At 61.6% G+C, this 13,714-nt stretch carries 12 protein-coding genes and 1 pseudogene; 6 read left to right on the top strand and 7 right to left on the bottom strand.

All coding sequences use genetic code 11. The annotated features are described in order from the left end of the window. Window positions 1-4 precede the first annotated feature (4 nt). Window positions 5-3,259 (bottom strand): tetratricopeptide repeat protein, encoded by a 3,255-nt coding sequence (locus tag MON38_RS08795; protein ID WP_241935784.1) that lies wholly within the window; start codon window positions 3,257-3,259, stop codon window positions 5-7. Window positions 3,260-3,562: 303 nt separating this feature from the next. Between MON38_RS08795 and MON38_RS08790 the strand changes: the two genes are divergently transcribed. Further along, window positions 3,563-4,102 (top strand): DUF4136 domain-containing protein, encoded by a 540-nt coding sequence (locus tag MON38_RS08790; protein ID WP_241935783.1) that lies wholly within the window; start codon window positions 3,563-3,565, stop codon window positions 4,100-4,102. Window positions 4,103-4,231: 129 nt separating this feature from the next. On the opposite strand, the gene MON38_RS08785 is transcribed toward MON38_RS08790, so the two are convergent. Further along, a complete protein-coding gene (locus MON38_RS08785) occupies window positions 4,232-4,435 on the bottom strand; it encodes a hypothetical protein (protein WP_241935782.1) in 204 nt (67 codons plus the stop codon). A gap of 57 nt (window positions 4,436-4,492) precedes the next feature. Next, window positions 4,493-5,554 carry a DNA polymerase III subunit delta gene (holA, locus tag MON38_RS08780; protein WP_241935781.1) on the bottom strand — a complete coding sequence of 354 codons (1,062 nt, stop codon included), beginning with the start codon at window positions 5,552-5,554 and terminating at the stop codon, window positions 4,493-4,495. A 175-nt stretch (window positions 5,555-5,729) separates the two neighbouring features. On the opposite strand from holA, the gene tyrS reads away from it, so the two are divergent. Further along, complete coding sequence (gene tyrS / locus MON38_RS08775) at window positions 5,730-7,040, top strand: tyrosine--tRNA ligase (RefSeq protein ID WP_241935780.1); 1,311 nt, start codon at window positions 5,730-5,732, stop codon at window positions 7,038-7,040. Window positions 7,041-7,323: 283 nt separating this feature from the next. On the opposite strand, the pseudogene MON38_RS22850 reads toward tyrS, so the two are convergent. Both MON38_RS22850 and MON38_RS08765 read right to left on the bottom strand, forming a co-directional pair. Further along, a pseudogene (locus MON38_RS22850) lies at window positions 7,324-7,494 on the bottom strand (histone H1); the annotation flags it as partial. A 255-nt stretch (window positions 7,495-7,749) separates the two neighbouring features. Continuing rightward, window positions 7,750-8,997 carry an aminotransferase class I/II-fold pyridoxal phosphate-dependent enzyme gene (locus MON38_RS08765; RefSeq protein WP_241935778.1) on the bottom strand — a complete coding sequence of 416 codons (1,248 nt, stop codon included), beginning with the start codon at window positions 8,995-8,997 and terminating at the stop codon, window positions 7,750-7,752. 362 nt (window positions 8,998-9,359) lie between these two features. Here MON38_RS08765 and accC point away from each other — a divergent pair, with 362 nt between their 5' ends. Further along, window positions 9,360-10,874 carry an acetyl-CoA carboxylase biotin carboxylase subunit gene (gene accC / locus MON38_RS08760; protein ID WP_241935777.1) on the top strand — a complete coding sequence of 505 codons (1,515 nt, stop codon included), beginning with the start codon at window positions 9,360-9,362 and terminating at the stop codon, window positions 10,872-10,874. A gap of 126 nt (window positions 10,875-11,000) precedes the next feature. On the opposite strand, the gene MON38_RS08755 is transcribed toward accC, so the two are convergent. Together MON38_RS08755 and parS are read right to left on the bottom strand one after the other, a co-directional pair. Continuing rightward, on the bottom strand, window positions 11,001-11,459 hold the full coding sequence (locus MON38_RS08755) for an RES family NAD+ phosphorylase (protein WP_241935776.1): 459 nt from the start codon (window positions 11,457-11,459) through the stop codon (window positions 11,001-11,003). Window positions 11,460-11,564: 105 nt separating this feature from the next. Then, window positions 11,565-12,008: a type II RES/Xre toxin-antitoxin system antitoxin gene (gene parS, locus MON38_RS08750; protein WP_241935775.1), complete on the bottom strand. Its 444-nt coding sequence runs from the start codon at window positions 12,006-12,008 to the stop codon at window positions 11,565-11,567. 245 nt (window positions 12,009-12,253) lie between these two features. On the opposite strand from parS, the gene MON38_RS08745 reads away from it, so the two are divergent. The 3 genes from MON38_RS08745 to MON38_RS08735 all read left to right on the top strand — a co-directional run bounded on the left by MON38_RS08745 (window position 12,254) and on the right by MON38_RS08735 (window position 13,697). Further along, window positions 12,254-12,673 carry a secondary thiamine-phosphate synthase enzyme YjbQ gene (locus MON38_RS08745; RefSeq protein ID WP_241935774.1) on the top strand — a complete coding sequence of 140 codons (420 nt, stop codon included), beginning with the start codon at window positions 12,254-12,256 and terminating at the stop codon, window positions 12,671-12,673. Between the two features lie 63 nt (window positions 12,674-12,736). Beyond that, window positions 12,737-12,898, top strand: coding sequence for a hypothetical protein (locus MON38_RS08740; protein ID WP_241935773.1), 162 nt, complete (start codon window positions 12,737-12,739; stop codon window positions 12,896-12,898). A 202-nt stretch (window positions 12,899-13,100) separates the two neighbouring features. Next, the gene (locus tag MON38_RS08735) at window positions 13,101-13,697 is read left to right on the top strand and encodes a Crp/Fnr family transcriptional regulator (RefSeq protein ID WP_241935772.1); all 597 of its coding nucleotides are present in this window, start codon (window positions 13,101-13,103) and stop codon (window positions 13,695-13,697) included. Window positions 13,698-13,714 lie beyond the last annotated feature (17 nt).

Genomic DNA, 13,714 nt, shown 5'->3' with positions numbered 1-13,714 from the left:
GCGGCTAGCGTTGGGTGGTGTCGGCCGGGGCGGTGGTGTTGCCGCGCAGGTTGGTGCGAGGCACGGCGGTTTTGCCCTTAGCCGGGGTGGTAGCCGGCTTAGTGGTGGCCGGGGCGGCGGTTTTGGCCGGGGCCTTGGTTGGCGCTTTCACGGGGGCTTTCACCGGGGGCTTTTTGGTGGGGGCCGGCTCGGTGGCTTCATCGGGCTGGTCGGCGCCCAGCGTTTTGAGGCGCTGCTTGGCGGCTTCGAGCACCTCCGGCACCGGGAAGTTGTTGTCGATAAGCGAGTTCAGCGTGCCGCGGGCCTGGAAGTTGTCGCCCTCCGAGGCGTAGATGTCAGCCACCAGCAGGAAAGCGCGGCCCAGCCACAGCGAGTAGTTACTGAAATCGGAGTTCAGCTTGAGCGCGGCGGCTTTGGCTTCGTCGTTTTTCTTCTGCTTGAAGAAAGTTTCGGCCAGGTAATACTGGGCTTCGGCCCCGTTGATATCGTTGGGCGCGGCGGCTACGGCGGCTGTCAGCTCGGTGGCGGCCTGGTCGAGCTGGTCGGTGCGCAGGCTGGCTTTGCCGAGGTAGAGCAACGCGGCGTTGGTGGCGTTGGCGGTGGCGCCGGCCTGGGCGCGCAGCTCTTCGGCCACGCGGCGGGTGCCGGCGTAGTCAGCGCTTTCAAACAGGCTGCGCATCTGGCCGAGGGTGGCGTTGGCCACTTCGCGGCGGTTGGTGCTGGCCCCGCGCAGGCGCTCGTAAAGCTTGGCGGCGGCGGCGTAATTCTTATTCTCGAACTCCAGGTCAGCCAGGCGGCCCACGGCGCGGTTCACAAACTCCGATTTGCCCTCTTCCACCACGGCGCGCAGGCGGGTCAGGCCCTGCTGACGGTCACCGGTTTTCAGGTACGAATCGGCCAGGAAGAACCGGGCATCCGCACCCAGCGCCGACTGCGGGTACTGCTTCAAGTACGACTCCAGGCGCAGAATGGCGGGCTGGTATTTCTCAGCCAGATACAGCGACTTCGCGGCTTCGAATTCCACGCTCTCGGTGGCCTTGCTGTCGGGGTTCTGGGCTTTGAAGCCGGCCAGTGCGGCATCGAACTCTTCGGTACGGCCGAGGGCGGTGAGGCTTTCCTGCAGGCTGTACAGGGCCTGCGAAGCGGCCTCGCTGCGCGGATACTCGGTGAGCACGCGCTGGAAGTCGGCCACGGCCTTGTCCTGCTGTTCCAGGTTGGCGTAGGACACGCCGCGCTTCTGCAGCGCCTGCGGAATGAGCGGGCTGTTTGGCCGATTATCAATCAGCTTCGAGAAGCCCGTGGCGGCCGGCTGGTAGTCGCCCGCCTCAAACGAAAGCTGGGCTTGCTGGAACACGGCGTCTTCGGCGTAGCGCGAGTTGGGGCTGGTTTTGAGCAGCGCGGCCAGGGTGCTGCTGGCTTCGTCGCGGCGGCCCATAGCGCCCAGCGTGCGGCCCTTCTGGTAGTAGGCGTAGTCTTTGTCGGCCGCATTGGCCTGGATGACTTTGTCGTACAGCGTGAGGGCCTGCGGGTAGGTTTTGGCGACGTAATAGGTGTCGGCCAGCCGCAGAGTAGCATCGTAATAGTTGATGTCCGACGGCTTGGCGTCGGTGTCGTTCAGGAAGGCCTGGAACTGCGAGCGGGCGCGGTCGTACTGCTTGGTGTTGTAGTAGGCGTAGCCCAGGCCGTAGCGGGCCTTCTGCTCGAAGTCGGCTTCCTCGGGGCTCACGCCACCCTGCCGGGCCGAGCGGGCAGCCGCGGCGTAGGCCGTGATGGCATCGGGATACTGCTGGCCCACGCTGAAAATCTCGCCGCGTAGCACCTGGGCGGCGGCGCGCAGGCCGTCGTCGGCCGGGAATTTCAGCGACTTATCCAGCAGCGGCAGCGCCTGGGCATAGTTGCCGTTGTTGTAGAGCGTGGCGGCCTGGGCGTAAGCTACGCGCTGGTAGGTGGCGTTCAGCTTGTCGCTGCGGTCGTCGATGCCTTCGAGGTAAGCCAGCGCCTGGGCGTAGTCGGTGCTCGATAGGAAGCTATTGCTCAGCAAGTCGTCCACCACCGGCTGGTTTTTCGAGCGCGGGAAACGCTTGCGGAAATCGCGCAGCACAGCAATGGTTTCGGGCAGGTTGCCCAGCTCGTACTGCACCTGACCCAGTTTCAGAGTGGCGTTTTCGGCCACAGCTTTGTCGAAGGTGCTCTGGCGAGCGGCTTCGAAGGCCGTCACGGCCTCGCGCTTCTGGCCCGTCTGGATGTAGCTCAGGCCCAAATGGTAGGCGGCATTCTGGCCCAGCGAGTCGCGCAGCACGGCCACGTTCTTCAGGCTGGCAATGGCCCCCTTGAAGTCGCCCATCTTGTAGTTGGCAAAGCCAATCTTGTACTGTAGCGCGGGCTCGATGCGGCCCTTGTGCAGCACGGCGTACTTGTCGAAGTTCTCGGCGGCCTCCTTGTATTGCTCCTTCTGATAGTAGGCATCGCCGAGCAGCAACTGGATTTCGTCGGCGTTCTGCGGCGGCGGGGTCTGCTGCAGGGCCTTGCCGGCGTAGGCAATCAGGCCGTCGTAGTTGCCTTCCTTGTAGTAAATCTGCGTCATGATGGCCGGCACCACGGGCTTGTAGGCGTCGTTTTGCTCGGCCACGCTCAGGTCGGTGCGGGCGGCGGCGTAGTCGCCGGCGCGGTAAGCCAGGTAGCCGGCGTAGTACGAGCTGGCGTACTTGTACTGGCTCTGTACCTGCTTATTGCGGTCAAACAGCAGACGGGCTTTCTCGTAGTCTTTCTGCTCGAAGTAGCTGTAGGCCAGCTTGAAATCGGACTCGGCGCGCTGGTCGTTGCTCAGGTTGTCGGGCGCTACCTTGGTGAAGTAGCGAATGGCAGCCTCGTAGTTCTTCTGGTCGAAGTAGAACTTGCCCAGCTCGAAGTAAGCCACGGCGGCGCGCGGGTGGGCCGGGTGGTGGGCGGCGAAATCCAGAATCAGGCCCTCGGCATCGGGGTGCGAAAGGTAGAGGCCGCTCACGGCGTAGTAGTACTCGGCGTCGGCGGTGCGGTCGGTGGCGGCGGGGCCGGCCTGGCCGGCGCGCACCGGCTCAATGGCCAGGTAGGCCCGAAAGGCTTCCTGGGCGGCCCCGTACTGGCCGCGGTCAAACAGCTCCAATCCTTCCTGAAAGTGCCGTTCGTCGGCGGCAAAAACCTGGGTTTGCTGGGCGTAGGCGGCCACGGGGGCAGCGGCGCTCAGGGCGGCGGCCAGCGCCAGCCTCGGGAATAGCTTCATGAAATGTCCTTGCGTGGAGGGCCGCACCGGGCCCGGGAACTCGCCAAAAGTAGCGATAAATGCCCGTAGGTTGCCCCGGCAACGTGGAAAGGCCGGTTTTCATTGCCGTAATGCCGTCACTTTAGGGTTATGACATGGTCATATCTGTCCCCCATTTAGTGGCTGCCAGGAGTTCACAACTGCACCTAAAACATGGTCGGCCTGGCTTGGCTGCTTCACTAATATGCCGCGCTAATAAGCCGCCCCCAGCCTCCCGGCATCGCCGGGCGTATACGTACGCAGTCAACGCATCACCCATTGCTTATGAAAACCTTGCTTCTTGCACTCTTATTGGGCCTCACAGCTTGTGCTTCCGAACAGGTCCAGCGCACCGAGCAAAAGCCAAACGTAGATTTCCGCGCCTACAAAACCTATAATTTTATGGATGTGACCGCCCGCAACGGGGCCGCTTTCCAGGGTCTGGGCACGGGCATCGAAACCCTTAAGCAAGCCATCAGCCACGAAATGCAGCGGCGCGGCTACCAGCAGTCCGATTCGCCTGACCTGCTGGTGAACATCGGCGTGGTGACCCAGGACAAGGTGCAAACCCGTGAAACCACCCTGCGCGATGCGCCGCTTTATATTGGCCAGCGCAACTACCACTGGCAGAGCCAGGACGTGGTAGTGGGCCACTACGAGGAAGGGACCGCAACAGTGGAAGTAGTCGACGCGGCCCACCAGGAACTCATCTGGCAAGGAGCCGTGAAAAGCATTCTCACCCCCAATGCAGCCAAACTCACCAAGCGCATTGATGACGCCGTAGCAGCTTTATTTGAGAAGTATCCGGTGCCGCCCGTGCGGTAGGTGCTTGCTCTATCAAACACTCATAATGCCCTCCACGCACTGAACAGAGCAGTAGTGAGTCTTTGAATCAATAAAAAAGCCCCGCCAACAACCGTTGGCGGGGCTTTTTCTAAACCGGCTGACGCCAGTTTATTGCTTGGGCGCGATGCCCGGCACGTTCAAATTGCCGGCCTTGTAGCGCTTGTATAGATAGGCAGCACCGGCCGCCAGCAAAGCGCCTTTGACCAGTTTGCCCGAAGTAGAGCCGGAGGCGCGGCTGCCATCGTCGTTGGTACGGCCGCCGAACAGGCCGGAAAGAAGGCCCCCGAAGGTGCCGCTAGGAGAATCGCTCATGAGTGAAACCAAATTAGGGTGAAATACCCGCCTTGTACGGCGCGTCGGCCCCAAGCGTTATTGCAGCACCCCAGCCGGCACGTTGTGCAGAATCAGCCACACCAGTTCCCGCAGAATTTCGGCGTCGTCCATCGAGCCGCTTTCGATGCCCTTGCTCTGCGCATCGGCCCTTCTGATGGAGTGAATCAGGCCCACCACCCGCTCGGCCGGGAACACGCGCAGCGCCTGCTGGTACTCTTTCTGGGCAAAGCTATTCATGATGCCCAGGCTCTTGAACACGCCATCGGGCGGGTTGGGGCCGGCCTGGTGCAGCACCAGCAGCTTGCTGAAGAAGTTAAACAGCAGCGTCAGATTCGGAATGAGCGGGTTGGCCTTGGGGTTGGCGGCGAAGTAGGCGAGAATGCGGTTGGCCTTGAGGATGTCGCGCTGCACCAGCGCCTTCTGTAGCTCGAAGATGTTGTAGTCCTTGCTGATGCCCACCATGCGCTGCACCAGTTCCTCGTCGATGGGCTGGCCGGGCTTCAGGTTCAGCGTCAGCTTGTCGACCTCATTAGCCAGCCGGCCCAAATCGGCCCCGATGTACTCGGCCAGCATAGCGGTAGCCTGCCCGGTTATCTGCTGGCCGCGGCTGCGCACGTTGGCCGTGAGCCACTGCGGCACCTGGTTGTCGTAGAGCTTCTTGCTGGTCATCAGCACGGCGGGCGAGTCTTTGCCCGCCAGCAGCTTGCCCAGCTTCTTGCGCGAGTCCAGCATTTTGTGCTTGTAGCAGAACACCAGCACGGTGCTCGGCAGCGGGTTTTTCAGGTAGGCCTCCAGAAAAGGCCAGCTCCGCTCCTGCTCCAGGTCGGCCACCGTCTGGGCTTCTTTCACGATGACGACGCTGCGCTCGGCCATCATTGGAAACCGTTTGGCCTGACCCAGAATGGCCGTTACGTCCACGTCCTTGCCATACACCACCACCTGGTTGAAACTGCGCTCGTGCTCGGCCAGGGCCGTTTTTTCAATCAGGTCGGCCACCACATCGATGTAGTACGGCTCCTCGCCCTGCAAAAAATACACGGGCTGAAACTGCCGCTGCTGCAGCTGCTTAAGTATCGTGTCGGCTTCGAGTTGGGGCATGGGAAAGGGACTTGGGGTCTTGGGTACTTGGGGACTTGGTTTCGACCCGGCCGCAAAATTAGGCCTTGCCTACCCCCCGCCCTACCTTTGCCTACTTATTAATAGTGGCCGGTTTTCGGGCGCATACCCAAAACCAAGTCCTTAAGTCCCCAAGACCCTAAGTCCCGACAATTCCATGTCCCTGATTGAAGAACTGACCTGGCGCGGCATGTTTCACGACGCCATGCCCGGCACCGCTGAACACCTCGCCGCTAACGCGCCCATCACCGGCTACATCGGCTTCGACCCCACGGCCGCCTCGCTGCACATCGGCAACCTGGCCACCATCATGCTGCTGGTGCACCTGCAGCGCGCCGGCCACCGCCCGCTGGCCCTCGTGGGCGGCGCCACCGGCATGATTGGCGACCCCAGCGGCAAGTCGGCCGAGCGCAATCTGCTCGACGAAACCACCCTGCGCCACAACCAGGCCGGCATTCAGGCCCAATTAGAGAAGTTCTTGGACTTCACCGAAGGCCCCACCGGCGCGCTGGTGGTGAACAACTACGACTGGTTCAAAAACTTCGGTTTCCTGGAGTTTCTGCGCGAGGTAGGTAAGCACCTCACGGTAAACTACATGATGGCCAAGGATTCGGTGAAGCGCCGCATCGGCGGCGGCGAGGACGGCGACAGCAGCGGCATCAGCTACACCGAGTTCAGCTACCAGCTGCTGCAGGGCTACGACTTCGTGCACCTCAACAAAACCCTCGGCTGCACCCTGCAAATGGGCGCCAGCGACCAGTGGGGCAACATCACCACCGGCACCGAGCTCATCCGCCGCCTCGCCAACGCCGACGAGCGCGAAGCCAAAGCCTACGCCCTCACCGGCCAGCTCATCACCAAAGCCGACGGCACCAAATACGGCAAGTCCGAAACCGGCACCGTCTGGCTCGACCCCAAACTCACCTCGCCCTACCAGTTCTACCAGTTCTTCCTGAACTCGGCCGATGCCGATGCGCCGCGCCTCATCCGAGTGTTCACGCTGCTGAGTAAGGAAGAAATCGAAGCCATCGAAGCCGAGCATGCGGCCGCCCCGCACTTGCGCATCCTGCAGAAAGCCCTGGCCGCCGATGTCACCACCCGCGTACACTCGGCCGAAGCCACCGAAGCCGCCATTGCTGCCTCGCAGGTTCTCTTCGGCGGCGGCGACCTCGCCTCGCTCGACGAAGCCACCCTGCTCGATGTATTCGCCGGCGTACCGCACTTGCGCGTGCTGCGCGATGAAATGACCGAGCTCAACGCTGCCACTTTCCTGAGCGACTTCACCCTGCACAAAATCTTCCCCTCCAAAGGCGAAGCCCGCAAAATGATTCAGGCCGGCGGCGTGAGCATCAACCGCGAGAAAGTAGCCGCGCCCGATGCGCCAGTGGCCGCGTTGAAACACCTGGCCGATAAGTACCTCGTGGTGCAGAAAGGCAAGAAGAACTACTTCCTGGTGGAACTGGTGTAGGGTGCGGGGCTAGCCCCCGCCCGCCGTAACAACGGTTCTGGCAGATGACGGGCGGGGGCTAGCCCCGCACCCTACCTGTTCAAATACACCCCACAAAAAAAGGCCCCGCCAAAAAGCGGGGCCTTTTTCGTTATCTACAAAATCCCTCGAATCCGGAAAGAATCCGACGAATCCGTGATTACTTCTTCTTGGCAGGAGCAGCCTTCTTGGCAGCGGCCGGAGCAGCAGCCTTCTTGGCAGCCGGAGCCGCTTTTTTAGCAGCCGGAGCGGCCGAAGCAGCAGCCGAGTTCTTGGTGTTCTGTACCTCGGTGCGGAACTCCTGAGCCATCGTCTTCAGCTCCTGCATGCCTTTGCGCACGCGGGTGCCGGCAGCGGCGTTCTGCTTGTCGTAGAATTTCGAGAAATCGTCTTCGAGCGACATCACGAGGTCTTTCAGTTTGCTGAAATTGTTCATTGGGGGTTGTGGTTTGGGGGTGAAAAATGAATGGTTGGTGGTGTTAAGCCGGCCCTAATATACAGGGATTTCAAATGCAAGCAACTTTTTCCCATTTTTTTAAAAACCCCCTCCCCTGCTTTCAGAGGCCGATTTTGACTTGAAAAACCCCATTTGCAGCGAGTAGCGCTAAAGCCCTTAGCTTAGAATTGTTCAAAAACAAAAGCGCCGGTTACCCTCGCGGGCAGCCGGCGCAATGTGCCTTGGCGGGCTGTTTTAGGCCGTTTGCTGCGCGGCGGGCGCTTTGCTGTAAAGGCCTTTGTCGAGCTTGGTGGCCACGGTTTCAAAGGCTGCAATCGTTTCCTGCACGTCGGCCAGCGTGTGCACGGCCGTCGGAATCAGGCGCAGCATAATCACGCCCTTGGGCACCACCGGATACACCACAATGGAGCAGAAAATGCCGTGATTCTCGCGTAAATCGAAGGTTAGGGCCGTTGCGTCGGGAATTTCGCCGTTCAGGAACACGGGCGTCACCGGCGATTCGGTGGTGCCGATGTTGAAGCCTTTTTCCTTTAGGCCGCTTTGCAGGGCGCGCACCACGGTCCAGAGGTTTTCGCGGTACTCGGGGTGGTTGCGAATCAGCTCCAGGCGCTTCAGCGCGCCGATTACGAGGGGCATGGGCAGCGATTTGGCGAAAATCTGGCTGCGCATGTTGTAACGCAAATATTCAATAACGCTTTCGGGCCCGGCCACGAACGCGCCGATGCTGGCCATGCTCTTGGCGAAGGTGTAAAAAATCAGGTCTACGCCCTCGGTGCAGCCCAAATGTTCGGCCGTTCCGGCGCCCGTGGGGCCCAGCGTGCCGAAGCCGTGCGCGTCGTCGACGAAGATGCGGAAGTCGAATTTCTTCTTCAGTTCCACGATTTCGCGCAGCTTGCCGAGGTTGCCCGACATGCCGAACATGCCTTCGGTAATCACCAGAATGCCGCCGCCGGTTTCGTCGGTCATGCGCTTGGCGCGCTCAAGTTGCTTTTCGAGGTTGGCAATGTCGTTGTGCGGAAACACGAAGCGCTTGCCCTGGTGCAGGCGCACGCCGTCGATGATGCAGGCGTGCGACTCGGCGTCGTACACAATCACGTCGTGGCGGCCCACCAGCGCGTCGATGATGCTCACCACGCCCTGGTAGCCAAAGTTGAGGAGCAGGGCGCTGGGCTTGTGCACGAAGTCGGCCAGCTCATTTTCGAGGCGCTCGTGGTTGGTCGAGTTGCCGCTCATGATGCGGGCACCCATCGGGTAAGCCATGCCGTAGTCGGTGGCGCCGTCGATGTCGGCCTGCCGCACTTCGGGGTGATTGGCCAGGCCCAGGTAGTTGTTCAGGCTCCAGGTCAGCACCGTTTTGCCGCGGAATTGCATGCGGGGGTTGATTTCACCTTCGAGCTTGGGGAAGGTGAAGTAGCCGTGGGCGTAGTGCGAGTGCGAGCCAAGCGGGCCGCGGTTCGCCGAAATCCGGTCGAAAATATCCACTGAAAAAACGGGAATGAGGTGGTGATGTAACGCGCTGAAACGGCCGTTAAGGAGTTTTTAAGCTAACTCCCAACAGGCCCAACCACAAAGGTAGCCATAGGCCGCCGATGTGCATAATTTGGGCTTAATAACCGGGTAATGCCTGTTGGGTTTGCCGGCGGGGCCCGGTTTCGCAGTTTCTTTGTGGGCGCTTTTGATGCGTTGCATGTAATAAGGCGGTCATGCAGAGCGTAGCGAAGCATCTTGCCCGAAGTAAGTAAACCCATCGATTGGATTACATCGAGCGGTAAAGATGCTTCGCTGCGCTCTGCATGACCGTCTAACGAATCCCCAATCTTCCTCCCGACTTCCCTCCCACCCGCATGAAAAAAATCACCAAGCTGCTCGTCGCCAACCGGGGCGAAATTGCCCTGCGCGTATTGCGCTCGGCCAAGGAAATGGGCATTGCCACCGTGGCCATCTACTCCGAAGCCGACCGCAACGCCCTGCACGTGCGCTACGCCGACGAGGCCGTGTGCGTGGGCCCGCCCGCCTCGAAAGACAGCTACCTGCGCGGCGACAAGATTCTGGGAGTCTGCAAAGCGTTGGGCGTCGACGCAATTCACCCCGGCTACGGTTTCCTGTCGGAGAATGCCGGTTTTGCCCGCGCCGTGCGCGAGGCAGGCCTGATTTTCGTGGGTCCCTCACCCGAGGCCATGGAAATCATGGGCGACAAGCTCTCGGCCAAGCAGGCGGTGCTGGCCTATAATATTCCGCTGGTGCCGGGCACGGCCGAAGCCATTTCGGACGTGGCCGAGGCCAAGCGCATTGCCGAAGAAGTGGGTTTTCCCATCCTCATCAAGGCATCGGCCGGCGGTGGCGGCAAGGGAATGCGCATTGTTAATAATGCCGACGAGTTTGAGGAGCAGATGCAGCTGGCCATTAATGAGGCCGTGTCGGCGTTTGGCGATGGGGCGGTGTTCATTGAGAAGTTCGTGACCGGCCCGCGCCACATCGAAATTCAGGTATTGGGCGACGAGCATGGCAATATTGTGCACCTGTTTGAGCGCGAGTGCAGCATCCAGCGCCGCCACCAGAAGGTGATTGAGGAAGCGCCCTCCTCCGTGCTCACGCCCGAGCTGCGCGCCCGCATGGGCCAGTGCGCCGTGGACGTGGCCCGCGCCTGCGACTACACCGGCGCCGGTACCGTGGAGTTTCTGCTCGATGATAAGCGTAACTTCTATTTCCTAGAGATGAATACCCGCCTGCAGGTGGAGCACCCCGTGACGGAGCAAATCACCGGACTCGACCTGGTGAAGGAGCAAATTAAAGTGGCCCAGGGCGAGCCCCTCGCCTTCTCGCAGGCCGACCTCACCATCACTGGCCACGCCCTGGAGCTGCGCGTGTACGCCGAAGACCCGCAAAACAACTTCCTGCCCGACATCGGAACCCTGACCACCTACGTGCGCCCCCAGGGCCCCGGCGTGCGCGTGGATGACGGCTTCGAGCAGGGTATGGACATCCCGATTTACTACGACCCGATGATTGCCAAGCTGGTTACCTTCGGGGCCGACCGCGCTGAGGCCATTGCCCGCATGCTGCGCGCCATCGAGGAGTATCAAATCACGGGCATCGAAACCACGCTGGGCTTCGGCCGCTACGTGCTGACGCACCCCGCCTTCGTGAGCGGCGACTTCGATACGAACTTCATCAAGGACCATTTCACGCCCACCACCCTCGCCCCCGCCGCGCCGGACGAGGCCACGGCCAAAGTAGCCGCCGCGCTGGCTGCCATGCTGCTCAGCGAGAAGAAACCCAAAGCCGCTGCCGCCACTGGCGAAACGGCTGGCGCGGAGGGTTCGTCGGGCTGGCGGCGGAACCGGCTGGGGGTGCGGTAACGCCTTTATCACGCTTAAAAAGAAAGCCTGGCTGCATTAGCCAAGCTTTCTTTTTTGGCAGACTTTCCTATATAACGTGCGGTGCTTCTGCCTTTTTAAGTTTTGTCAGGATAATGGAGCGAGAGCCTACGGTTCATCCTGCTTAATGCGCGGGTCAAACTCGAAATCCTCCCAGCCCACAATCTTCACCTGCGCGAAATCCGGGTGGCGGGTGTTGAGCACGTAGTTATGCTCGTGGGCGATGATGGACGACGGCACCCGCAGGATGGCCGCCGTCTGGCGCTGGTACCAGGCGGCGCCCAGGGGCTGGCAGCGGGCATAGTGGCGCGGCAGTTGCCACTCGGGCGGCATTTGGGCCAGGGGTAGCTCTTCGATGGGCAGGGTGTCGGGCACGTCAATGCGGACGACTTTGAAGAGGCTGTTGAGGCCCTCGCCGCTGCGGTGCACTACGTTTTCGAGGCAGGCCAGGGCGCGGCTGCCGGCGGTATAGATGACCAGTTGGCCGCGCAGGTTCCAGCGGCCGGGGTTACCGGAGGCGACAAGCTCACCGGCGTATTTGGCCAGGCAGATGCGGTAGATTTCCACTGCGGTTTAGTTGTCGGTTGTTCGTTGTCAGTTGTCAGGGTTCTGTTGCCGAATTTGCCAGAACTTGCTGACAACCGACAACGAATAACTGACAACTAAACCGAATCAGGCAAAGTCGCCGTAGGCAATGCGGTCGACTTCGTCGGCTACCAGGTCGATGCCGCCGCTGGTTTCGAGCAGGGCGAGCGGGGGCTGGTTGTCGAGGCCGTAGGCGGGCTTGTCGAGCCAGCGGCGGAAGGCGGGCAGGGCGCCGAATACTTCTTCGCCCTGGCGGGCGAGGGCCAGCAGCTTGAGGATTTGCTCGCTGGCGGCGGGGCCGAGGCGCTTCTTGCCTTCGCGGTAGGCGCGCAGGGTTTTGGTGGTGGTGTGCAGCAGGGCGGCCAGCTCGTCGGCGCTGAGCTTGAGGAGGGCAGCCACGTCGAAGGCGATTTTGGCCGGCACGCCGGTGCGGGCCTCCATCACGAGGGCGAAGGAATCGGCCACGGTGGCTTGCAGGCCGCGCAGGGCGGGCGAATACACGGCGGCGGGTGCGGTGGCGGTGGCAGTCATAGGGATGTGAAATGAATTCTTACCCAAATATGGGAAATATTTCCCTGACAACGGGGAAATATTTCCTTTAGTTGCAGGAGCCCGACCGTAATAAGCATGTATGCCAGCCGGCAGGCGCGCTGCTGGTACGATGCAGCCAGTAGCGTCTGGCGAAACCGATGTGGCCTGGGCTGCGGTATTCACCTACCGATGCCTACTGGTAGGGACGCGTCCCGTATGCTTACCGTATTTCCAACGTTGCACCAATGGTTTTTCAGAAACAGCTGCGGCTGCCGGCCATGCGCCGGGGCTTCCACCTCATCACCGAGTACGTGCTGCAGGAGCTGCCCGAGCTGGCGCGGGTGCGAGCGGGCTTACTCCACGTGTTCATTCAGCACACCTCGGCCAGTTTGTGCCTCAATGAGAATGCCGACCCCACAGTACGCCAAGACTTCGAGCAGTTTTTCAACCGAACGGCGCCCGAAAACGCCCCCTACTTCCGCCACAACTCCGAAGGCCCCGACGACATGCCGGCTCACCTGAAAGCCGCGCTGCTGGGCAGCAGCGTCAGCATCCCGGTCATGAACGGGCGGCTGGCGCTGGGCACCTGGCAGGGCATTTACCTGGGCGAGCACCGCGACCACGGCGGCCAGCGGGCGCTGGTGCTTACGCTGATGGGCGAGTGAAGGAGGTATCAATTGCTCCAATAAGTAGCTTATACTACCGAAATCCTGCTGCGCGACGATGCGGTGCGCCACCTCGGCGACGCCCGCCGCGCCATCGAGAAGTTCGACGTGCGCGTACTCAGCCTAGAAAGCGCCCTGCCGAAGCTGGTAGCCGCCTACCGCAAAGCCCGCGAGATAGTGGACGCGGGGCACGGCGGGAAGCCAGATGCGGCGGCGGGTAAGTAGGCGCAGGAGTTGGAATAAGAAACCGCCCCGGCCGCGCTTGCGGCCGGGGCGGTTTTGATAGGTGATGCTATGAGGACAAAATTTTACCTACCTCGGCTCCGCGCAGGCAAATTATTTTTCCCACTACGTTACGAATTCGCTTTCTCCCGAAGGTTCCAGGTTGGTTACTTTTATGAAATAGAAACCGGTTTTTGCCGCTCCCATGCTTCCCCCCCTCCGCACCTACCTCCAACGCTTCGTGCCCAGCCTTAGCGATGCCGAGTGGGCCCCGCTGGCGGCGGCGCTGAGGCCGTGGCACTTGGTGCGGGGGGCGCACTTCGTGGAGGCCGGGCAGCGGCGGCCCGAGCTGGCCCTGCTGCTGCACGGCGCCTGCCGCCTCTACTACCCGCGGCCCGATGGCGAGGAGCGCACCACCTACTTCTTCTTCGAAAACCACCTGCTGGGCGATTACCCCGGCTGCCTCACCGGGCAGCCCAGCCAGCTCAGCATCCAGGCGCTGACGGACTGCGAGCTGGTGGTGTTCGACTACGCGGTGTTGCGGCGGCTCTACGACGAGTGGCCGGTGTATGAGCGGTTTGGCCGGCTCGTGGCCGAGTACCACCTCCTGGGCACCGATGCCCGGCTGGTGGAGCAGCTGCTCCTATCGCCCGAAGAGCGGTATCTGGCCCTGCTGCGCAGCGGCAAAACGAAGATTCTGGAGCGTGTTCCGCAGCACCTGGTGGCCAACTACCTGGGCATAACACCGGTGTCGCTAAGCCGTATTCGGGCGCGGGTGACGCGGGGAAGCGGCAAAAAGTAGCGGGAAAGTGGTGAAAT

The organism is Hymenobacter cyanobacteriorum (assembly GCF_022631375.1).
GTDB classification, from domain to species: Bacteria; Bacteroidota; Bacteroidia; order Cytophagales; family Hymenobacteraceae; genus Hymenobacter; species Hymenobacter cyanobacteriorum.
The sequence above is the reverse complement of the archived record's forward strand: the minus strand, read 5'-3'. Positions and strand labels throughout refer to the sequence as shown.